We start from the raw sequence: 21763 nt of genomic DNA, 5'->3' as shown, positions 1-21763 counted from the left end.
TAAAAAACAAAGGAGGTATTCCAGCTTGTAGCCATCCCTTCAGACCGAAAAACATAAATATAAAATTTTCACTGGAGAACATTTATGAACATTATTGCCATTACCGCCTGTCCTACAGGTGTCGCCCACACCTACCTTGCCGAAAGTAATTTAAAAAAAGCGGCTAAAAAACTGGGCCTGAATGTATTAGTTGAAACCCAGGGCGCGATTGAAAGCGAATATATTTTCAGCGACGACGATATTCATCAGGCAGATGTGGTGTTAATCGCCGCAGATAAAAAAGTTGAGATGGCGCGCTTCCAGCATAAAAACGTGATTGAGGTGCCCGTTACCCGTGCCGCGAAGGACGCAGAAGGCCTGTTAAATGCCATTGTTAACGGCGAGCTGGCTCCCAGGCTGGCAGACGCTGCGCCGCAGACCAGTGCATCTGAGCCGGCTAACAGTGCCCGTGAGGCGTCGGGTTCCCGTTCCTGGATTTCAGAGATTTATGTGCACCTGATCACCGGTGTGAACCTGATGATCCCGTTTGTGGTGGCGGGCGGCATTCTGATCGCACTGAGTTTTTCATTCGGGATTACGGCGGCCACACCAGGGGACGCGAACTTCAGCCCGATAGCGAAGATGCTCTCTGACATCGGTGGCGGTTCCGCCTTTGCCCTGATGCTGCCGATTCTTGCGCTGGGGATCAGCCAGTCTGTCAGCGGCAAAGCGGGCATCGTGGCGGGCGCCGTGGGCGGGATGATGGCGATCCACACCGGCTCCGGCTTTCTTGGCGCGCTGATTGCCGGCTTCCTGGCCGGGTACATCACGCTGCTGATCAATAACCATATCCATCTGCCCAAAGCGGTCGCCGGGTTAAAACCTATTTTAATCGTGCCGCTGCTGAGCGTGCTGCTGACCGGCGCACTGATGGCGCTGCTGATTGGTGAGCCGATCAAAATGCTGCTCGGCTGGCTGACCGACTTCCTCAGTTCGCTGGGTAACACCAACGCGGCCATCCTCGGCCTGCTGTTCGGCATGATGGTGGCCTTTGATATGGGCGGCCCGCTGAATAAAACCGTCTGTATGTTTGCGATTGGCCTGATGTCGAGCGGGGTTTACGGACCGATTGCCGCCTGTATGGCGGCGGGCATGGTGCCACCACTGGGCATCGCGCTGGCAACCACCCTTTTCCGCCGCAAATTTACCGAGCAGGAGCGCGAGACCGGCAAGGTCACCTACATCCTCGGTCTGTCATTCATTACCGAAGGCGCGATCCCTTACGCGGTCGCCGATCCGCTGCGCGTCATCCCGGCCATCGTCGCGGGTTCCGGATTAGCGGGCGCCCTGTCAATGATGCTGGGCTGCGCTTCCCGCGCTCCGCACGGCGGCATTTTCGTCATCTTCATTCCTAACGTGATCAGCAATGTCATGGGTTATCTGTTTGCGATTGCCGCAGGCAGTCTGCTGACGGCGCTGATCCTGTTGTTCCTGAAAAAAGATATCTCCGTTCCTGCAAAACAAGGATAAAACCTATGCTTTACAACATGAAAGACCTGCTCAGCGTTGCCCGACAGCATCAGTTTGGCGTTGGCGCGTTCAACATCGCCAGCGCGGAGTTTGGCCGTGTGGCGGTTGAGACTGCCGAGCGACTGGATTCACCGCTGATTCTGGAGATTCATCCTGAAGAGATGGCCTTCACCGGCCCGGAATTTATTGGCTATCTGCGGACGCTGGCAATTCAGGCACGCGTGCCGGTAGTGATCCATCTGGACCATGGCCGCTCGCTGGAAGAGGTGATGAAAGCGATCTACGCCGGTTTTACTTCAGTGATGATTGACGCCTCGTCTCACCCTTTTGAGCAGAACATTGCGCTGACGAAGAAGATTGTCGAGATAGCGCACACGATTAATGTCTCTGTTGAAGCGGAGCTGGGCACCATTGGCGTGGCAGAAGGCAGCGGCGAAGGCGGCAGTAACGAGATTCTCTACACCGATCCGCAGCAGGCCGAGACCTTTGTGCGCGAGACCGGCACCGACACGCTGGCAGTCGCGATCGGCACCTCGCATGGCCTTTATCCCAAAGGGAAGCAGCCGAAGCTGGATATCGAGCGCCTGCAGCAGATCCGTAAGGTGGTTAATATCCCGCTGGTGCTGCATGGCGGTTCGGGCAACAAAGACAGTGAGGTCGCGGAATCAATTCGTTATGGCGTCGGTAAAATCAATATCTCCAGTGATATGAAGAAGGCGTTCTTTGTCGCGCTGGAGCAGGAACTGAAGCTTGGGGGTCACGAGCCTAATTCCCTCTTTGTTAAACCGATGCAGGCGGCAGGTGAAGTGGTCGCGGCGAAGATGGCGCTGTTTAGTTCGATGGGGAAAGCGGCGTTGTATCGGTAAGCCAGTTACCAGTCGTTAGTGGAACCCGGCGGCGATTCAAAGAGACACTGAGGATTCGGTGTCTCTTTTTGCTGGCATCACAACAATCAGCGCTCTGTTTCTGACTGAAATTCAGGGGCGTTTAGCGAGGCGACCTGTTCAGCCACGGACGGTAATAGATATGTTCAGCCTGGAAATCGACCGCACCCTTATTCCCGGTCAGGCGCAGAGCAAGCGTTAATGCAAAATCGAAGGCGACACCCAGGCCCCGACCACTGAGCAGATTGCCATCCTCCACTACATCCTCCATCACGTATTCGCCATCTGTTACCTCAAGCCCCAGCTCGCCTGAGCAGGTGTAGCGACGGCCTTTCAGCAGGTTATTCCCCCCCAGCACCCGGGCGGCGGCAGAGCAGATTGGCGCAATCAACATTCCCGCTTCATCATGTCTCTGGATTAAGGCAGCCACAGCAGGACTGGCGGCCAGGTTCTTAGAACCCTCAGGCCCGCCAGGCATGATCAGCGCATCGAATAAATGTGAGTCCTGTAATTCTTCAATCAGCGTATCTGTTTTAATGACGGCGCCGTGATAACTGACGATCTCACGCTGAGGCTGACAGGCAACGGTAGTGACTGTGATGCCTAGTCGGCTGAGAATATCGAGAGTAATAAACGCTTCTGCTTCTTCAAATCCTGTGGCCAGGAGTAATGCTGCATTTTTGGACATATTTCCTCCGATGATTTTAAATAAATGAAACACTGTTTCATTTATTGTGATTCTACCAGAAGTTTACCGCTGTCGATGACTCTGTTTAAGAGAGGCGATTTATAATGTGTGCGTGACAGGATCCTAATAGATGGATTGAGCGAAAGCGGGAGCGCTGTTCTCATGCAGCACACGGGTGATCGCATCCACCTTTGCAGAACGGGGTCGCCGGGCTGCTGGCCTTTCATTACGGCATAAGCCATGTGCTGGTTTTTCTGCACGGGCGATCGTCCTCGTCAGCCGGGTTCTGGCTGGCAGAGCGTTTGATTACAGCAGAGTGGCTGGGTCGGAGGAGGATTAAGGGTGATAAGGTTGAGTTACTTCCCGACTGAAACATCAGCTGGCGGCGCTGAAAGAATATCGCAGCGTTTATCCAGTAGCGACTCAACGGAAGCCCGATTGCCCTTATCCCAGCCGCGCCGGGTGGTTAGCAGGATAAACCCTTTTTCTCCCGAAAACGTCGTCGGGATGAGCGCCACACCAGACTCCGCCAGCTGCGGCGGCGACAGCCGGAAATGGCGCGCCACGGAGGAGACAGGATAGATCCCCATCGCCGTCGGCTGCATAACGCGACGGGCATAGTAGGTGTGGTTCATCAAACGGTCGGGCAAGGGTCGCCAGTCATTATTAATATAGGGGCGCTCGGCCTGAAGCTGGCGATAGACATCTTCCCGCAGGCAGGTCAGATGAATATGCAGTTGATTCTGGCTGCGGCCATAAGCGGAATTCAGCGCCATGCCGAGCCGATCCTCAGGCACTTTATCGCCATAGGCCGCCATCAGACGATAGCGCATTAACCAGGCGTAGCCGAAATAATCGGGACGTCCGGGGCGCGTCAGCGCAATGCTCTCAATGCCGGACATTGCCACCGTGGGCACCAGAATAAAGTGCAACCTGTGGCGAGGATTCTGGATGATGCTGTAGCCCTGCGTGTTGTCCTGCGGCAGATAGATTTGCTGGCAGGGAGCCGGATCGCGACGGTAGTGATAGTTGTTCATGCAGAGGTCATGTGTGACCGTCCACAGCGCGTCAGAGCGGGCGCATCCCACCAGTAGCATCGCGATGACCAGCGACAGAGAACGGCATTGCGACAACAATTTCCCGTTCAGCGGATGGCGTCCGGTCAGGCGACTCAATGCAGGTACAACCTCATCAACAAGGGTTCATATTGGGGGAGCGTTTATCCAGTTTAGCACGGAGCCAGTGGTAACCAGCTTCGGGTTGGTTAGTATAGCGCTGGTGTTGCAGGGTGGTTAGGGCAACTGAGTGAATGTTCTGCCTCCTTATTCTTTGGAATAAGAAAAATCAGCCGTGACTAAATGCGACGCTGATTTATCAGATTGAACATCACAGGCGAAATAGTAACGCTCTCCAGTTGTGAACTTAAATCCAAACACAGGAAGGCACTCACCTTTTGGAATATAAACAGGTTTGTCATCAAAAACCTTGTGAAGAGAGTTGCTTTTATCGCTGTTGATTTGAATGGCAGTAATCCTTTCTTGTGGCTCCAGTGGCGACACCACACAAACTTGCTTGTCTTTGATAAATGCCGTTGTAGATTCGCGCTCCACCATTCGGTCGCCAGGCCCAGGGCATCCCGTTAAGAGAAATACGACACCCAGCATCATCTTGTTTCTCATGATTAACGCCCCTTCCCTGTTACGCTTTTATGATAAAGCGAGGGGACATCCTGCAACATATCATTGCCCCTATACATCCCCATGCGACCTGGCCTCTGATAGAAAGACCACTTACTCATCCCATAAACCAGTAGTAACCAATAATCAGCTAAAATAGAGACTTGCTGTTCAGGAGAGTAATCAGTTAGCTTGTCTTTATCCAGTCTGTAAGTGTATTCAGCAGCCCAGATAAATGCGCCCCGCATTCTCACCCATTACCCGTGTTGATGTTGCCACACGTGGCCCAACTCATGGATGAAAACATATTTATCTTCTATGAAAACAGAGTGTGCGGAAAAGTTTTCTTAGTACATTGGCTTTCTGTACCATAGCTCCCCGTTGGGGGTCATCGCGTAGTTCTGTTTCTTTAATCCGAATGGTAAATAGCTGTCGTAATGAATCCAGACACGGCTATAGACTATCGAATCACCGAATATTCTTCGAGCCATTGTAATCTCGCCTAACGTTATCCGGCGTAATGTTCCTCTCTGCCTGTGCACTCATAAACAACACTCCTTGTATGGTTTATCTCGGGTTATCCAGGGAGCATAAAAAGCGCAACTAACAGATTTTCGACAAAGGTGCCTTATTGCACGCTGGTAGTAAGACAACTCACACAGCCATCAGGCAGCAGCATCAGGAATACGTCAGCCATTGGTTTTTAACAGGGTGACAATATGATCCAAATGAAATGAGACCGAACCGCTGGCGCAGCCTGATGATCGTGAGCAGATGCTGACAGCAATATAAACAGGCCTGTATCCCTCCAACGTCATCTCAATTTTTCAAAGAGAGGCATCTTCGAATAATGAGCTGTTTCCTGTTGATTAATAATCTATTGTTATCGCCTGCCCTTCTAACCCAGACAAAAGTTATTTATACGGCTAATTAAGATTAGCCATATAAAATCCTGACAATAGCATTTTATTGGTATTTTCAGATGATCCTCTGATTAAATCTTCCAAAATGAGAATCAAAAATTATAGCTGGCGCCGATCCAGATTATAGTAAGTGTCATCAGAGATAAAGGCCTCCCGGAATACATTTTCAACAGTCCGTCTGGATTCAACTGACTAAATCACAGCGATAATCTTACGCTCAGTAAAACGAGTTTTACACATAGCGATCTCCTTACGTTGGCAGATTGATTGTGCCAGAGGATCTCTAAATGTGAATGGCACGATTATGCGGGATACATACAAAATGTCCTGTGCAAAATTTGCACCGCCGCCTGTCACAGCGTATTATTCCCTGTGAATACCACAACGGACGATAGCACAAGGAATGTACTACGATGGTTGCACTACAATTTCCCTGTACGATATTCAAAACCCAAAAATGGATGGACGACTACAGCGCCAGTGATATGCAATGTGGGGATCTGAACGAAACACAATTGAAAGCGCATTATCATCTGGTTGATGTTTCCACCAAAACCAATCCTTACACGTTGACGAAAATCACTCCGTTCACTCAGCCACAGTCTATGTTTTATGGCTCCCGAGAAGAAGGTGAGAAAATTACCCATCAGCAGTGCGCCGTAACTCTTTTTGATGAGTTCCGCCAGCTATCGCGCCTGTTCTCTCTTTACGGCCCCTACAAGTATCTGATTGAAAAGATGATCACCCATATGCAGTACGCTAATGGCAGAACGTTCAGTGATATGGCGCTGAACAGCGCTTTGAAAAAGCATATCCTTCAAGATAGCTCTAATGAAAACAGTACATTCCTACGTCTTAAAGACGCTATGACTGAAAATATAGATTGGGAAAATAAATGCTATCCAGCCAGCAAGAAGGATAAATTAACAGAAGCCATATCTTTTGGAAAGCTTCCAAAGTTTGACAGATTTAAGGATAACTTTAACGGTATGGGGATCACCGTTCACGATACATGGGCTAATCAAATTACAATAAAATCACTACAGGTTGATAATAATCGCTATCGTGCTATCGCTTATTACAAAGTACAAGACCACTTTGGGTTAGACAATAAAGATATTTCCACATTCATGTTCAACCAGTTTCGTTTTTTCCGTATTTGGTTTGTGCTCCAGCGATACAATCAGCTTGGATTTAAGCCATTTATGACTAATATTGATGCCACTATCGAAATTACCGGGGAACGTAATGAAAGTAAATAATAAAAAAAAGCTCTTTACGCTATCTCTCGCGGGCTGTGCACTGCTCGGTTATTTTATCTGGCTGTCTGTTCAACCGGTAGAAATCGTCGCTGTTCATGAGCATAGTAGCGCCAACTCTGTATTAGTTAAAAGCTTTCCTTTTACCGACAAAGGTAAAATAAACTGGTGGCTAACAAACAAAGAGATATTAAAAGCCAGGTACAACATTCCAAAAACAGATAGCGATGGAAGTTTTACTGTTATGTTCTGGTTATTCGGGGAGGGTTACAAAGAAACAGATGGCTACGACAGGCTCTGTTTTGATGACATGAACCCACCGTTAAACTGCATCGAAAAGGATGCGGTTTTTTCCGTCAGTAATAGCTCTAATTTAGGTACTATTTTCACCGTATATAATGGTAAATATCAGCTAAAAAACAATGGTGATATAATTAAGTTTAAGGATAAGTCCGAAATAAAGTGACCACAGAAATGAAACCCTCTGTCCTCGTCTGACTTGAACCAGCCATGCGGAAGTAGCGAGTTCGTTATGAAGGGCCGAAAACCGAGCTGATTCTATCTCTGGGGAAACAACCAAATACTAAAAAATCGGAAAGGCACTATCCAGCGACACATCACGAAAGGCTTTGCCATTGCAGAACTGCGTATGGGTAATCATTTTTTTATTAAATTCTTGTGGGGCCCGTAAGTTGAAAAAGGTCAGAACAGGTGTCGGAATTCATCAAAAAGGATATTGATGCATTGCTGGCGGGTTATCTTTTCCCCTTCTCCACGGGTGCCATGAAACATTGAATGTGGCTGAAGGAATGGAGTAATTTTCGTCAGGGTGTAAGGGTTGCCCCTGGTGGAGACATCCAGCAAATGAAAATATTCTTTTAGCTGTGACGCTGAAAGATCCCCACAGTGCATATCTTTAGCGCTGTAATCGTCCATCCATTTTTGCTTTTTAAATACGCCGCAGGGAAACTGTAGTGCGATCATCAGATACATTCTTTGTAATCTCGTCCGTTGAATTCTTCACAGAAAGTAATACTCGAAGACTGGCTGGAGTGTAAATAACGCAGTAATCCCGCCCCTGATTCTTTAAAGATGACGGACAAATTCATAGTGGACGCTTTACGCTCTTCGTTCATCGTCAAATGGTATCTTTCGGGTTCCCCTGAAGATCCTGTGCAATACCTTTAGCATCGGTTACCTATGTCTGAATCTCAATGTTGTCGATCCGCGCATCTGCACTTTGAGAAACCAGCATAAATGAAGTGCTTATAGCGCTGCTGATCATGAGCGTAATCAGATTACTGGCATGCTTACACGACTTAATGTGACTCCTGCTGATTAACACTCGCTTGTCATCACCTATATGGCCAGTGAAAGCGCAGGCGTTAAGCCGGCTGCAGGGTTGACCTGAACGTTTGCCATCAGGCCCTATGTCCAAAACCCACAGGGGTTAGCGCAGCAGAACTGACGACCCGGTAACGCCGGGGAGCCGAAGGGGAGCATGAGCATCAGGATTTAAAAATCGTCAGCAGTCAGATACTGACTCGGTGCCTGTTTAATTACTCCTGCCAGCATGAGTTTGTTATGAAAAATGCTGCTGTCGGTTCACTCCAGTCCGCAATAACTTAAAATCGCGAATCATTATTCGAATTTTTCTGCTGTCCCCGCAGATTTTTGTGAATCCCGATAATCCATCTGTAGTCTTGTAAGCTGGTCTTTCCATCCGTTTTGTAAAGCAAAAATATCCAGGATATTGCTGGCAGATGTCATTTGCACTGTCTGTTAGCTGGATTAAAATACGATTAGCAACAGCTAACGAAGCGGATTATACTGGTTTATCCACTCATCCCGGAGGTAGATACTGACGTGAAGGATACATACTACAACGATACAAGAATCAATTTGTTAATCCAGAATGAACTGAATGCATTCTTTGAGGATTACAAGGGTGTTATCTATGCCTACGCCATTATGAACAAGAAAGACCCTTCACAGATGCGTATTATTAATAACAACCCTGAGTGGTTCGATATATACCTTGAAAGAAAGTATCAGTTTATTGATCCTGTCATTATTCAGAGTTTACGTTGTATTGAAGATTTTTTTTGGGAAAACAATGTCATTCTGTCAGGCGGCTACAATCTCACGCGAATTTTCAATGAAAGTTTTCAATATAATATTTTACAGGGGCAGACATTCCCTCTGCATGACTACCTGAACAACCTGGCTTTGCTATCCATTATCAGTCAGAAAGATTCTGGTATTGACATGGAAAAAAATCGTTCGGAAATAGTTAGCTTTCTTATTAAATTGCATCAGAAAACGCTTAACTTATACAGTCAACACCATCAGAAAAAAAACGTTTTTTTGTCACCGCGTGAGCGACAAATACTTAAGTGGGTCGGCGCCGGGAAAACATACGCCGAAGTTGCGGTCATTTTATCTATTGCGGAGCGCACCGTAAAATTTCATATGGGCAACGTCATGAAAAAGCTCGGAGTGAATAACGCCACACATGCGGTAAAACTTGGAACGGAGCTCCGGCTGCTGGACAACTGAGCCAGCGTTACGGGTTAAAGATGGCGTAAATGCCGGGACATCTCACGAAGCCAGCCACTGGCTTTGTCCCTGGTGATAATATCTTCCACGATGCTCATGCTGGCAGGCATGAAAATGTAGTAGATAACTTCCCCTTTTTCAGAAAGGCCTTTCTGAATAACTTCTGTTTTCCAGTTTGCATGGCGAAATATTGCATACATGCCGCGACTTGCCACAGCGTACATCCCCCGATAGTTTCTCTTCATGCAATAAAAAATCATTGCAAGGAATAACACTTTACTGGCGGGCAAGCCATGAAGGCCTGCAGAGTCACGTCTTTCTTTATCTAAAAACAGCCGGCTAATCTCACAACAGGGGATATCTGTGGGGAGACCACTTATACCCTCGAAATATTCATGAAAAATTTCGCTCATCATCGTCGGCTGCGTTGAATCTATAAACCGTGCACCACATAGCAACTTCCCGTTATGCATGCCCAGCAGGTAAGTCGTATTTTCGTTGTCAAATTGATCCTTTTCCATGCCGTCAATGCATTCGACTTTCCAGTCGAGCCTCTCACGAAATGTTTTTCTTCTGAGCCGGTAGAGTTCGGTTGCTAATTCTGGCGGAAATTCATCGTAATCACGCAAAAAAAACTCAATAGCAGAATTCATTCATTCATTCCTGATAATCACACATGGGAACCATTACCCCTGTCTTTTAAGACAGCTTTTATTACACCTGCGCAGACCCTATACTTAAAAAAGTACCTGACCACCGGGCACTCACCATGCTTAGCGGTCAGGAGGTCAAAGACCAAGTCAACACCAGGGAAAACCCACCCGCGATTATCTGATATTTCAGGTGCCGGGTACAGAGTGCAATAAGCGCTCAAACGATAATTATATTAAAATACGAAAAACATCAATTAACTATAGTTTAATTATTGCCCTTTATAATTTTAAGGGGCAAGCTTTCCTGTTGAATTGACTAAAGCAACTATTATCTAATCTGTGACACAGGTTAACCGGGGGTTTCCCCGCCTGACACTAATCAGTTGCTGAAGACATCGCCACCAAACTGTTCAGCCGTTATACGAAACCCCTCACTATTATCGTTACAGATACCGCCAGCAGCGAGTAACCGGCCGACGTTTTTGATGTTAAGCGTTCCATAGGTTACTGGCTGTCTCCCGCCTCCCACGCTGAGCTGCCTTAATGAAGTTGGCGCAGTTTTTCCGTCAGAGCGTCGATGATCGCGCTTACTCACTGCATGATTAAACGCACCGATAGTGTTTTCGCTCCACCGAATCTGAAGGCATTTTCATTGCCGCAAATTAACTTACCATTGTCGTCAATGTAAAACAGCCCGTCGGACAGAACACACACATCATTCAGGCATACCACATCACCACACTCTATCATGGCTTTTAGTTGTTCCTTTGACCGCTCTGCGTGTCTGGAAAGCGTTCCGGATTATCCCTCGACAGGCAAATAAGACGGTTTTCTGGCAGGCTCAATGCCGTATAAACATCCCTGTGTTGTCTCTTTCATTCCCAGGGGGATAATTGGACTGCAGGATAGTGAATTAAACAATCACGCAACGAAAACCCGATGTCCCGGTGGAGGTACACCAGAAAACAGTGAGCAGGTTACAATGCAACTCAATCAATTTCGCATGCACGTATTTTTGGGCAAAAAACCTAAGATTTAGCCGTACATATCATAATAATTTAATACGCAATGTGAGCGAATTTAGATCATTCAATTTATAAGCAATTTTTTAACTTCTGCAGAATTAATTCACATCTTATAAAATTATTGCTTAGTGTTAAGTTGCTTCTCAATCGCTCTGACTATAATCTGATAACCAATGAGTGTTACCATTGTACAGATCACTAATAGCGCAATCCCCACGAAACCCTCAATATCGCGTTGATTAAATAGCTTTGCTAACTCTGTCCAAAACTGCTGCTCTCCTTGTGTCGATGGATCTGACGGTCTTACCAGAAGGAACGTCATTACAAACAAAGATACTGCGATAAGGATTCTAAACCCCGCTGGGACACGTTTTGCTTCCATTTAAAACCACCTCAATTGTGCCAAAAGACATTAGTCCATTACGTAATTTCACTTGTGAAGTAGAGAGTAATGCTTGCCGAATAGCGATGAAATCAGTTCTGTGTTGCAAAGTGATACAACCTAAAGATACACCAAGAGGCCCGCGAGGATGTAGTCTGAAATTCCCTCGATCTACATTATTAACCCACATATGGTCATCTATCCTTCCATCATCACGATACAAAGCAAACCATTCATACTTGATAACTGGCGTTGAAGTAGGCCATGAGTAGAAATCATGCAAGTCAGTTCGGATTATACCTTTCCAGCCACCGGTTGGGCGCTTAACGATGTGATATAAACCATCAGGTATTGGCCCGTTGTCTGGAACTGCAATGCATCCTGCACGATTGCGATATTCCCTGTTACCAGAGTACGCCATAAACGTCCCTATCCCATACATGAGTAAAGGTGAGTAATCTGCATCATTGACAGTGAAAATTCCTTTTAATGCCATGTCTGGCTCCTTCTACTTTGATCATTTTATAGATGAGTGTGATTTATCATAATGCCTCATCATAAAATGAAAATGATCTGCGTCTAATATTCAACACAATCATGAGTTAGTGATATATCTAATATTTACTGTGTTTCTATTTCGCCAACGTGCTGAAAACTCTGATAGACTTTGATAACTCAGTGCTGGATGTAGATAACACTCTTTATAATTCTACCGCCAGATTTCCTGCACCAGGTTTAGAAAGTAGCTTTGTGAATAGTATGCTTACGGAGAGTTTCGGGGCAAAAAAATCGGCTCTGGCCTCACGAAGGATGCTGATTTGGAAAGCCATTTTTATACGCACGTCTTCAAATTGCCGATGAAGACAGCACTAACATTGCAATATGTTAATTAATGGTGAGCAGGTCAAAACCAGTCTAAGTGATGGCATTCTGTTCGTTACGTAATATTTAATATCATCGTAAGCTGGCGATGACCGCTAAAGATGGTCAGGTATGGAATATTCGCTTCGATCAGGGAATGGGATACTGTGCATTAACTTTGTATCACAGCGGTATAGCTTTAAGTTCAGCGATAACCTTTCTTTGCGGTCAGGTAATAAGGCGCTGGTCTGCAAGGAGGAAAATGTGGTCAACAGCGAAGAAAGTCAGGCAACTGATGTATTTGTGGAAGTGATCGCGTACTGACATTTAACCGCTCCCGATGCGATGTCGGGAGCGGCTTTTCATTCAGACAACTTTCTGTTTACCGGCAATGACCTGAATAAACTCCTGAACCTGCTTTTGTTTCCGCGCCGACAACTTGCATACCTGGCGCAGAGACTGCATCAGTTCGCTCTCCTGCCGGGCGGTGAGAACAATACAACCTTCCATTACCTTTACATCTACTGCTGTGCCAGTGGCAAAACCGGCTGCTTCCAGCCATTGTCCTTTCATGGTGATGGCGGGTATTCGGCTGTAATCCGGATAGCGGCTTGCATAGCTAACGGTTAATTGCCGGTTATCTGCAGGAGAGACTTCTGGTTCAGAGAGTTGTGCAATAGAATGGGCGTCAGTCATGATTACTATTCCTTCTAAATAGTGATTGTGATTAGCGGCGCGGGTGTGTTGGCGCACATCCGTGCCGCGCTAAATACCTGTATATATCATCAGGAAAGAGAAGAAAAGTCCAGCTAAAAACAGTGTGAAATAAGTAAGTTATAAAATCATTTTAATATAAAGCGTAAGTTTTATCTGGCAGGAAATAATAAGAAGCGCACCAGGAAAAAACATCAATAACATTAGTCCCGGATATCAGAAAATCACCAACAGCTATTCTTCCTGACTCAATAAATAGAGAATCATCAGGGAGAGTTTAACTTTCTTCCTCTTTGTATTCTTCCCAGGTTACTGCACTAATCCTTACAATCTCATATCGTTGCTCATGAGATGGTGTTTCAATACATTTAAGAATTTTCCCGGCCTCAATTTTTCAGTGTATGGCTTAAAGCCGATCCCTCCCAATTATCGAGGTTAAAATTGTTCTTTCTGCGCCGTGATTCAGTCAGATTTCCATTTAATGCTGCAGCCAGTACAACTCACTCAAACCAATACCTTCAACCCATGCTTCTGCACTACGGTAAGCAATTTCAGCGATAATCCACCTGGACGCTTTACCCCACTTTCCCATTTCTGCATCGTTGACACACTGGTGTTCAGATAGCTGGCAAAAACGGGCTGGCTGACGTTCATCTACTCACGCAACGCCTTAATCTCGATGGGTTGCAGCTCATCCACATTGTTGAGGCACGCTTTATCAAAGTTGCGCATCGTTTCCTGCGGGATAGCATCGACGGTTAATAATCCAGAAGCCGCGCTGTGGATGGCCTCAAATGCAGGACTCTTAAATTTACTTTTTGCAGTCATGGCAAATCTCCACCAGTTCTTTACTCTTAATCAGTGCCGTGATCTTTTCATCGCGAAGAGCAGCATAGTGCTTTACTAACTCGCGAAATCCGGCCAGCTCGCGATTATCAATATTTGCCATATCCTGTTTGGCATAAAAGGAACGTGTAAAACCAGTGCTCCCCACCTTTCGCCAGGATAATGACGCGATCGCGATTCTGGTTCAGGCGCTTCTTGTAAACACCACCACCAGGATCGTCAGCCTTCCCCTGCACTAATGCCTCTATAGTCCGACATAACTCACTATCTTTAATGGCGTGAGAATTCGCTGCCTTGCTGAACTATTTAGTTTTGAAGCCCTCCCGGCGCAATAACTGCCAGATCCGCCGGTAACCAAAGCGGCGGCTTCCCGCCTCTGGTCTGTCTTCAGAACTTTCGGCCCAGAGCCACCTGAAGCGCCTCCTTATCCAGCATGGCTTCAGCGAGCAGTTTCCTGAGTCGGGCGTTCTCCTCTTCAGGTGACTTAAGCCGCTTTACCTCAGTGACTTCCATGCCGCCGAGCTTCTTGCGCCAGGTATAGAAGGTAGCGTCTGAAATAGCATGCTTGCGGCAGAGTTCCCGGGCCGAAACCCCGGCTTCGGCTTCGCGGAGAATACTGATGATCTGTTCGTCGGAAAAACGCGTCTTCATGAGGATGTCCTCATGTGACTGATGAAGACATTACTAACATCGCGGTGTATTAATCAACGGGGAGCAGGTCAATCAGGCGGCAGCATCAGGAATACGTCAGGCATTGAATTTTAACGGGGTGACTGTATGGCCCAAAGGAAATGAGATCGAACTGCTGACACAGCCTGATGATCGTGAGCAGATGCTGACAGCAATATAAACAGGCCTATATCCCTCCAACGTTACCTCAACATGATAGAGAGAGGTAACTCCGAATAATGACCTGTTTACTGTTGATTAATAATCTATTGTCATCGCCTGCTCTTCTAACTCAGGCAAAAGTTCTTTATTTATACAGCTAATCAACATTAGCCGTATAAAACCCTGACAACATCTTTATTGATGTTGTCAGATGATCGTCTGCTTAAATACTCCAAAATTAGAATCAAAAATTACAGCTGGCGTTGATCCAGACTGGAATATATCGTCTTGATTTCACCTCTCAAGCTTTCTCCACGATATACCATCGACGTATCGTATCGTTGATATTTTTCATCCCTTGCGGCACTAAACCAGTTGAACGACCCTATGCACAATAAACTTTCGTCACCCATCACAATTTTGCTGTGAACACGATTGACTAGCTTCGTCACAATGCCCATCTCATTGAGTTTTTCTACTGCATCATTAAGGCGCCGCTGTTTTGCTTTGCGCTTTTCATAATCTGAATCTTCGGTATTAAAACCTTTGTCCGTTACTACAGTAATGTCGATACCACGAGCGCGTGCCTGGCGCATCGATGCCAGAAAACCGGTTTCTTCCAGCTTTTGCCAGGTTAGCCAAGGGGAAACGATGGTAATATTCTTACCATTAGCGTCAAGAGTCTGGTTCAGAAATGCATCGTGCTGATCAACACCATGCAAGGTAGAGAGATGCGTTTGTGCTGTACTAAGATCCTGTCGTTCTTTGTGCTCAAACTGCAATGCATTATCGGGTGAGGCAAACAGGTATTTTGCCAGTAAACCCCTCGGTGAAGAACCCGGCTGGATCTCAAAGAGGTCCATATCACCAAATACCAGGAAGCTGTCTTTAGCACGGGATACCGCAACGTTCAGCATGCTGTTATCGCTGTCGATAAACCCTCAATCTTCATGTTTCGAATAGACCGGAGAGAAGAGTACGATTGCCCTTTCTGCCCCCTGCAACGAGTGCACTGTACCAACCGTAAGCGAATCCTCACCGCCGCTACAGTTAATGTCGAGCTTGCGTAATGCCGCTTTTATAGCGTTAACCTGCGCTGAAAATGGCGTAACAACGCCCACTAATTTATGCAACGGTTTATCGTAATGGCGCTCAATGTCATCTTTGTGAGCCACAAGCCACGCTGCAATGGTTTCAGCTTCAAAAGCGTTATAACGACTTCCACCATTGGACTTCATACCTCTGCCATCAATATGCAAATAGCCCATTGCCGGGAAAATCGTCTCTTTTTCTTCCCCTCGCTTTGGCTGCAACTTACCGTGATAGCTGAGGGTATTACAGTAACCAATAATGTTGTCGAAACAACGACGATGCTCGTAAAGATACATCCCCCGAGCTAAATCAGGATCGTACTGATAGCGCGAGTTAAACTGTGCAACTTTCATGACACTGCCAGACGCAGCGCTTTTTCCTGAGTCGCACACCAGTGCATAAGCTTCAGTGAGTTCTTCCTTAGAGCCCCCCGGAAGGATGCTCTCCTCAACCATGTTGCCAATATCAATTGCTGGCAGGCTGTTCCATATAGGTGCAATCTGTTCTGTATCGCCAATCACTAATGCTTTTTTCGCCAGAGCGAAAGAAGCTGCGGCGACCTCAGGAAGCACTTGACCCGCTTCATCGACGATCAGTAAATCAACAAAGTTATATAAATAGCCATCATCAAACTTTTTCCCGCCTGCATGTTCCTTGATGAGCATATGACGAGGCAGCATAAAGCAGGTCATCACGACACAAGGTGTGAGCTTCATCCTGCGTTGCCAGCGTGCCTTAACAGTTTTAGCACCGTTGCGTTTTTTTTCAGTTTGGAGATTATCGATGGCAGCCATATCCATCAGCCACCGACCTTCCCAGTAATGCGTCGCAAGCAGAAACGCAGGGAAACGAAGCTGTGTATCGGCGAGCTTATCAGCTTCGTTCAGACTCAGCTCCGGCTCGCCTGTATAACCCAGCGAATGGGTAATTTCACGCCAACATAGGGCAGCCTTCCCTTCACGTCGCAAAATCTCTTCAGCAAGGTTAATTTGCTGCTGGTATGCAGACTGCTCTTTGAGCGCATGTCCAATCAGACCATCGATAAAGGCATCAACTCCATCAGGCAGAGAGTCCTGAAATGCTGCCATTCTTGCGCCAAGCGTAGACTCTAAAAACAGGTTAATTTGATATTGGCGCTTAGTACGAACAGCGGGAAGCCACGAGAAGAGCGCGAACATAATCGACTCACCAGCTCGATATTGCTGCCACTGTTTTTTGCCCTGCGTTAAAAGTGAGAGTTCCTTTGTACTATTGAGCAGTAATGTTCTCTTATCGTGCAAATACTGTTCGAGATCGTCACTTATGGAGCGCCGTTCCTGACGTATTGCGTTCAGCCTGCCCCACGCGGGCTCGATTTGCTCAAGCTTTTCAAAAAGTGCAGCTAAGCGCTTATGCAAAAGGTTCATTGCGTGTTCAGGGGAGCGACATTCTTCAGCCGGAAAAGCCGCTCTTGCCTTTTCAAGGAAGAAAACCTGGGCATCTTCTGCATATTCAAGGGATTCAACGCGTTTAAAAAAATCTTCCGTCTGATATTTTTTTGCTGCCTTAGCCCTTCGGCCTGACGACGGAAAGTAAGCGCCAAAACTTTTCACATCAGGTAGCCAGCGCCCGGCCATGGGTCCGGAGCCGGCAGAAAAATCTTTACCAAAGGCTTCGATAATATTGGTGACGGCCTGATTGTTCGTTGATGTCGCAATCACCACAGGCGGTTCGCTTTTATTTAAAGCAGCTCGCGCCCACTCAGTGGCAATAATTGAGAGAACCAAGGTCGTTTTCCCTGTTCCCGGAGGACCGTTTATGGCAAGGATATCGCCCGGTTGCTGAGTGAGATAATGGCTAACAGCATCACGTTGTGCGGCAGCCAGTGGGAAATTGTCGCCTGAATGGCCCAGACGTTCACTGAACATGGCATTGCGGGCAAGAAGTGGTTCAACAGGAGACTTCTCTTTTGAGGCAAAGCGCGCCAGTAAAGGAACCTCTTTTTTGCACGACAGCAAATGATCGTACATAGGCAAGATATGAATACTGGCACCACCCGGCTGGCTGGCTTTAATAACGTAGCCATATCCAGCGGGTTCATACTGCTCAGGTGATTCGAGCCAGTTACCAGCAACATATTTTAAAAGTTCGCCGGTATCTTTAAGGTACTTTTGCCACAGCTGATGATAACGAGCATAGCGTTCCTCGCGTTGCTCATCAGTTTCTTCACGTTGCTCATCCTCGTTATCGGGACCAAAAGTAAATGAATCATGAGTGGTTTTGTACCTGTCATACTGCTCCATCTCACCAATTGAGAAAGTACCGTTGGGAAGTGGCTCAAGCAGGTCACGCGGTATGGTGGCAGAAGAGGTAGGGAATAAAAAACCATCGCGGTTTAACAGTGCAGAAGTAACCAGGTGTGTAATAAAAGCAGGAGCTCCCGCTGCTCGTTCTTTACCATGCTCTAACAGGCGGATCCACACATGGGGCCGTAAAAGCACTTTAACAGTCCTGAGTTGTGCGTCTTCGCCCTCAAAGAACGATCGAACAATCTCTTCATCCAATCTTCCCCGATCAACGTTCATCCACTGCGTGAATGACTCTTCATCTTTACGCTCAAATGCCCCTTTTCCAGACTCGGCATCAGCTAAAGTGTTACGCCAGTATGAAGTGAATCCCTGAGTATTGCTACCCCGTAACTTAAGTAAAGCTATTGATTTTGCTGATACAAATTCTTTACATGATTAACTATTGTCCACGTTGCGAGCGTGATCGCAATAATTTGTTTATGCAGGAAAAGCTATTGCATTATTAAAGTCAGAGTCAGCCTGTATTTACACCCGAGCATTTATCAGTCAGAAGCTGGTCATAAAAAGCAATTTAAATTGGGCTGAAATTTGGTATTGAACTAATCAAATCCCTGCCAGAAATCCGCAGAATATATCGGTATGTGAAGACAGCGCCTGGTACCCTGCAGTAAAATGATAACGTATAAGCACATCTTCGCACGCCGAAATTAAGGATAAAAAATGTATTCAGATCAACAGCGTAGTTATCTGGCCCATTGGTTAACGATAAGTGGCAAAGCCGAGGACTCACTGACGCAGACTATCGCCAGCGCTCGAGTTGATATGAATCCCCATCAGGTAGAAGCCGCGATGTTTGCACTGGCATCCCCTTTGTCGAATGGTGTTATCTTGGCAGATGAAGTGGGGCTGGGGAAAACCATTGAGGCCAGTTTGATTTTGGCGCAAAAGTGGGCAGAACGACGCCGGAAACTATTACTTATTGCTCCGGCAACACTGCGTAAGCAGTGGAGTCAGGAATTGGAAGAGAAATTTTCACTACCTTCACACATTATCGAAGCAAAAAGCTTCAACCAAATGGTCAAAGGTGGATGTGCTAATCCATTTGACATTGAAAACGCGATCGGTGAGGCAGCGATATGTATTTGTTCGTATGAATTCGCATCCCGTAAAGAACATGAATTGGCCCGTATCCCATGGGATTTGGTCGTCATGGATGAAGCACATAAACTGCGAAATATCTATAAGAGCGATGCCGCTAAAACGGCCAAAAAACTCAGTAGTGCATTATCTGGCCGGAAAAAAATTCTGCTCTCTGCTACGCCGCTTCAAAACAGTATCCTTGAGCTTTATGGTCTGGTTTCCGTTATTGACCCCCATTTCTTTGGCGATTTGGCCTCCTTTAAAGCCCGTTATTCTCGGCAGAATATTGACGATGCAGAATTGGCGTTATTAAGGGTACGTCTGAATAAGATCTGTAACCGCACGCTTCGCCGACAAGTTCAGCAGGAAGGTGGGATCAGTTTCACTCGCCGTCATTCAATAACCGAAGATTTTCGTCCGACTGAAGATGAAGAAGCACTCTATAAACAGGTCTCCTCTTACTTACAGCAAGATGATCTGCTGGCAATCAAAAGTGGTGCTCGTCATCTAGTGACATTAGTCATTCGTAAAATTCTGGCTTCATCGTCCACAGCGATACAGGGAACCCTAGAAACGATGATTCACCGTCTAGAAAATAAAATGCCGGTCTTAGATGCCCTGACTGATTATGAAAATTATGATGATTACAGTGATGAAGAAGGTATCGAGGATGAAGATACCATCGATCCTCGGGCTCTACAGGCAGAAATCGATCAGTTAAAAAGTTATAAAACGTTAGCGGCATCTATAACTAAAAACGCCAAGGCGGAGGCATTGTTAAGCGTTCTTAGTCGAGCTTTCGAATTTACAGTAGAACTGGGTGGATTGCGTAAAGCGGTCATTTTTACCGAGTCCGTGCGCACCCAAACCTGGCTAGCGCAACTGCTATCAGACAATGGGTATGAAGGCAAAGTAGTGTTGCTTAACGGCAGTAACAGCGATGCAGCGTCTAGAAAGATTTATAGAGACTGGTTAGAGAAGCATCAAAACTCTGGCCGGGTTTCCGGTTCGCGTACGGCGGACATGAAGGCGGCGCTGGTCGAAAAATTTAGGGACGAAGGCACTCTGATGATATGCACCGAGGCTGGTGCAGAAGGTATCAACCTTCAGTTCTGTTCACTGTTAATTAATTATGATTTACCTTGGAATCCGCAGCGCGTGGAACAACGTATTGGACGTGTTCACCGCTACGGACAAAAACATGATGTTGTGGTGGTTAATTTCATTAATAAAGGCAACCGGGCCGATCAGCGTGTCTTTGAACTATTGAGCCAAAAGTTCCAGCTTTTTGAAGGCGTATTTGGCGCATCCGATGATATCCTCGGATCGATTGAATCGGGCGTCGATATTGAACGGCGTATCCATGAGATTTACCAGCACTGCCGCTCCGACGAGCAAATCGAACGAGAGTTTAATCAGCTTCAGGATGAACTAAAAGATCAGTTAGAAAACCGGGAGAATGAAACCCGGCGTTCATTATTTGAACATTTCGATGTGGATGTCGTCCGAAACCTAAAAACGCGACGCACAACGACCCTCGCTCAGTTAAACGATTATCAGGAAAATCTGCTGCTGCTAGCGGAAATGTTTCTAAGCGACAATAGCGATTTCCAACACTCTGAAACTGGTTTTCGTTCCTCGGGAAAGCGTTATGACGTTAGCTGGCCTGTTGCGGATGAAAAGGATGCAGAATTTTTCCGACCTAATCAGGGATATGGAAAGCAACTGATTGATGTGGCCCTACATGAGGGAAAAGACCTTTCCGCATTGCCAGTTTGTCAGAAACTCCATTTCATCTACCAACCCAAGGCGGGACAATTGGCTGATGTAAAATTGCTTTGCCAACGATCAGGGCAGTTGTTACTAGCAAAAGTCAGTATCGGAAATCAAGAACAACAACGAGAGCAGCTACTTGTCGCTGCCGTAACGGAAAATGGTGAGGTAGTGGCGGAAGAAACCGCATCCCGTCTGCTTCGCTTGCCGTTGTCAGAGGTAACATCAATCGAAGAACAGCCTTTGTTACCCACTTTAACCGCACAATGTAAGGTTTTACGGAATTCTTTTATCCAGCAGGTCGAACGTGATAACGAACTTTATTACAATGAAGAAGTAGAAAAACTTGAACGCTGGTCAGAAGATCGTCGCATCGCGCTGGACCTACGCATCAAACAGCTAGATGCAGAAATTAAAGAAGCGCGTAAAACCGCCCGCCAACTTCCTTCGCTGAAAGAGAAGATGGAAGCTAAACGCTCGCTAAAGGCTCTAGAACGCGAGCGGGACAACATCATGTTGCAGTATCATGATGAAAAGAAAAAAATTGAGCAGGAAGAAGACCGCCTGCTGGAAGAGGTTGAACAAAAGCTGGCAACAGAGATAACGTCCAGTCAATTATTTGCGGTGAGCTGGACATTGAATTCACCTTCCGCATGAAGT

The 21763-nt window shown here is 46.6% G+C and carries 13 protein-coding genes and 6 pseudogenes; 7 read left to right on the top strand and 12 right to left on the bottom strand.

Translation table 11 applies throughout. The annotated features are described in order from the left end of the window. Nucleotides 1–84: 84 nt before the first annotated feature. Both AC0T7J_RS15130 and AC0T7J_RS15125 read left to right on the top strand, forming a co-directional pair. Nucleotides 85–1509 carry a PTS fructose transporter subunit IIC gene (locus tag AC0T7J_RS15130; RefSeq protein WP_134162001.1) on the top strand — a complete coding sequence of 475 codons (1425 nt, stop codon included), beginning with the start codon at nucleotides 85–87 and terminating at the stop codon, nucleotides 1507–1509. Nucleotides 1510–1514: 5 nt separating this feature from the next. Beyond that, on the top strand, nucleotides 1515–2375 hold the full coding sequence (locus tag AC0T7J_RS15125) for a ketose-bisphosphate aldolase (RefSeq protein WP_473795207.1): 861 nt from the start codon (nucleotides 1515–1517) through the stop codon (nucleotides 2373–2375). Between the two features lie 121 nt (nucleotides 2376–2496). Here the strand turns inward: AC0T7J_RS15125 and AC0T7J_RS15120 are convergent, their stop codons facing one another. From AC0T7J_RS15120 to AC0T7J_RS15110, 3 genes are all read right to left on the bottom strand, one after another. Next, entirely contained in the window at nucleotides 2497–3081 is a 585-nt protein-coding gene (locus tag AC0T7J_RS15120) for a DJ-1/PfpI family protein (RefSeq protein ID WP_031593688.1), read from the bottom strand. Nucleotides 3082–3437: 356 nt separating this feature from the next. Continuing rightward, entirely contained in the window at nucleotides 3438–4256 is an 819-nt protein-coding gene (locus AC0T7J_RS15115; RefSeq protein WP_473795204.1) for a CDP-diacylglycerol diphosphatase, read from the bottom strand. 147 nt (nucleotides 4257–4403) lie between these two features. Then, nucleotides 4404–4760, bottom strand: a complete 357-nt coding sequence (locus AC0T7J_RS15110; protein ID WP_473795203.1) for a putative T6SS immunity periplasmic lipoprotein — start codon at nucleotides 4758–4760, stop codon at nucleotides 4404–4406. A 1333-nt stretch (nucleotides 4761–6093) separates the two neighbouring features. Here AC0T7J_RS15110 and AC0T7J_RS15105 point away from each other — a divergent pair. Both AC0T7J_RS15105 and AC0T7J_RS15100 read left to right on the top strand, forming a co-directional pair. After that, entirely contained in the window at nucleotides 6094–6942 is an 849-nt protein-coding gene (locus tag AC0T7J_RS15105; RefSeq protein ID WP_473795201.1) for a YPO3983 family protein, read from the top strand. Next, nucleotides 6929–7405, top strand: a complete 477-nt coding sequence (locus AC0T7J_RS15100; RefSeq protein WP_191923757.1) for a DUF943 family protein — start codon at nucleotides 6929–6931, stop codon at nucleotides 7403–7405. The genes AC0T7J_RS15105 and AC0T7J_RS15100 overlap by 14 nt, the downstream gene beginning before the upstream one ends. A 236-nt stretch (nucleotides 7406–7641) precedes the next feature. On the opposite strand, the gene AC0T7J_RS15095 is transcribed toward AC0T7J_RS15100, so the two are convergent. Beyond that, entirely contained in the window at nucleotides 7642–7923 is a 282-nt protein-coding gene (locus tag AC0T7J_RS15095) for a DUF3289 family protein (protein WP_473795199.1), read from the bottom strand. 882 nt (nucleotides 7924–8805) lie between these two features. Between AC0T7J_RS15095 and AC0T7J_RS15090 the strand changes: the two genes are divergently transcribed. Then, entirely contained in the window at nucleotides 8806–9498 is a 693-nt protein-coding gene (locus AC0T7J_RS15090; RefSeq protein ID WP_473795197.1) for a helix-turn-helix transcriptional regulator, read from the top strand. Nucleotides 9499–9512: 14 nt separating this feature from the next. On the opposite strand, the gene AC0T7J_RS15085 is transcribed toward AC0T7J_RS15090, so the two are convergent. The 3 genes and pseudogenes from AC0T7J_RS15085 to AC0T7J_RS15075 all read right to left on the bottom strand — a co-directional run bounded on the left by AC0T7J_RS15085 (nucleotide 9513) and on the right by AC0T7J_RS15075 (nucleotide 12054). Beyond that, complete coding sequence (locus AC0T7J_RS15085) at nucleotides 9513–10151, bottom strand: acyl-homoserine-lactone synthase (RefSeq protein ID WP_111534554.1); 639 nt, start codon at nucleotides 10149–10151, stop codon at nucleotides 9513–9515. A gap of 591 nt (nucleotides 10152–10742) precedes the next feature. Next, nucleotides 10743–10925: pseudogene (locus AC0T7J_RS15080) on the bottom strand (DUF8093 domain-containing protein); the annotation flags it as partial. 601 nt (nucleotides 10926–11526) lie between these two features. Continuing rightward, on the bottom strand, nucleotides 11527–12054 hold the full coding sequence (locus AC0T7J_RS15075) for a DUF2778 domain-containing protein (protein WP_187484358.1): 528 nt from the start codon (nucleotides 12052–12054) through the stop codon (nucleotides 11527–11529). A gap of 456 nt (nucleotides 12055–12510) precedes the next feature. Here AC0T7J_RS15075 and AC0T7J_RS15070 point away from each other — a divergent pair. Further along, a pseudogene (locus AC0T7J_RS15070) lies at nucleotides 12511–12743 on the top strand (hypothetical protein); the annotation flags it as partial. 42 nt (nucleotides 12744–12785) lie between these two features. Here AC0T7J_RS15070 and symE read toward each other — a convergent pair. The 5 genes and pseudogenes from symE to AC0T7J_RS15045 form a co-directional block, all read right to left on the bottom strand. Beyond that, nucleotides 12786–13115 carry an endoribonuclease SymE gene (gene symE, locus AC0T7J_RS15065; protein ID WP_031593698.1) on the bottom strand — a complete coding sequence of 110 codons (330 nt, stop codon included), beginning with the start codon at nucleotides 13113–13115 and terminating at the stop codon, nucleotides 12786–12788. Nucleotides 13116–13637: 522 nt separating this feature from the next. After that, nucleotides 13638–13961: pseudogene (locus tag AC0T7J_RS15060) on the bottom strand (helix-turn-helix domain-containing protein). Further along, a pseudogene (locus AC0T7J_RS15055) lies at nucleotides 13945–14254 on the bottom strand (type II toxin-antitoxin system RelE/ParE family toxin). Before AC0T7J_RS15055 ends, AC0T7J_RS15060 begins: the two co-directional pseudogenes overlap by 17 nt. Before the next feature lie 62 nt (nucleotides 14255–14316). Next, nucleotides 14317–14630: pseudogene (locus tag AC0T7J_RS15050) on the bottom strand (transposase); the annotation flags it as partial. Nucleotides 14631–15061: 431 nt separating this feature from the next. Next, nucleotides 15062–18595: pseudogene (locus AC0T7J_RS15045) on the bottom strand (AAA domain-containing protein). A gap of 315 nt (nucleotides 18596–18910) precedes the next feature. Between AC0T7J_RS15045 and AC0T7J_RS15040 the strand changes: the two are divergent. Further along, on the top strand, nucleotides 18911–21760 hold the full coding sequence (locus AC0T7J_RS15040) for an SNF2-related protein (RefSeq protein WP_473795193.1): 2850 nt from the start codon (nucleotides 18911–18913) through the stop codon (nucleotides 21758–21760). The last annotated feature ends 3 nt before the right edge of the window (nucleotides 21761–21763 follow it).

The sequence above is a fragment of the Pantoea sp. E956-1 genome (assembly GCF_982223955.1).
The sequence above is the reverse complement of the archived record's forward strand: the minus strand, read 5'-3'. Positions and strand labels throughout refer to the sequence as shown.

What these genes read in the sequence shown, in the direction of transcription:
- AC0T7J_RS15110 (WP_473795203.1), bottom strand. Translation starts at nt 4,760, where the DNA reads ATGAGAAACAAGATGATGCTGGGTGTCGTATTTCTCTTAACGGGATGC.
- AC0T7J_RS15085 (WP_111534554.1), bottom strand. Translation starts at nt 10,151, where the DNA reads ATGAATTCTGCTATTGAGTTTTTTTTGCGTGATTACGATGAATTTCCG.
- AC0T7J_RS15130 (WP_134162001.1), top strand. Translation starts at nt 85, where the DNA reads ATGAACATTATTGCCATTACCGCCTGTCCTACAGGTGTCGCCCACACC.
- symE (WP_031593698.1), bottom strand. Translation starts at nt 13,115, where the DNA reads ATGACTGACGCCCATTCTATTGCACAACTCTCTGAACCAGAAGTCTCT.
- AC0T7J_RS15040 (WP_473795193.1), top strand. Translation starts at nt 18,911, where the DNA reads ATGTATTCAGATCAACAGCGTAGTTATCTGGCCCATTGGTTAACGATA.
- AC0T7J_RS15075 (WP_187484358.1), bottom strand. Translation starts at nt 12,054, where the DNA reads ATGGCATTAAAAGGAATTTTCACTGTCAATGATGCAGATTACTCACCT.
- AC0T7J_RS15125 (WP_473795207.1), top strand. Translation starts at nt 1,515, where the DNA reads ATGCTTTACAACATGAAAGACCTGCTCAGCGTTGCCCGACAGCATCAG.
- AC0T7J_RS15100 (WP_191923757.1), top strand. Translation starts at nt 6,929, where the DNA reads ATGAAAGTAAATAATAAAAAAAAGCTCTTTACGCTATCTCTCGCGGGC.
- AC0T7J_RS15095 (WP_473795199.1), bottom strand. Translation starts at nt 7,923, where the DNA reads ATGATCGCACTACAGTTTCCCTGCGGCGTATTTAAAAAGCAAAAATGG.
- AC0T7J_RS15105 (WP_473795201.1), top strand. Translation starts at nt 6,094, where the DNA reads ATGGTTGCACTACAATTTCCCTGTACGATATTCAAAACCCAAAAATGG.
- AC0T7J_RS15120 (WP_031593688.1), bottom strand. Translation starts at nt 3,081, where the DNA reads ATGTCCAAAAATGCAGCATTACTCCTGGCCACAGGATTTGAAGAAGCA.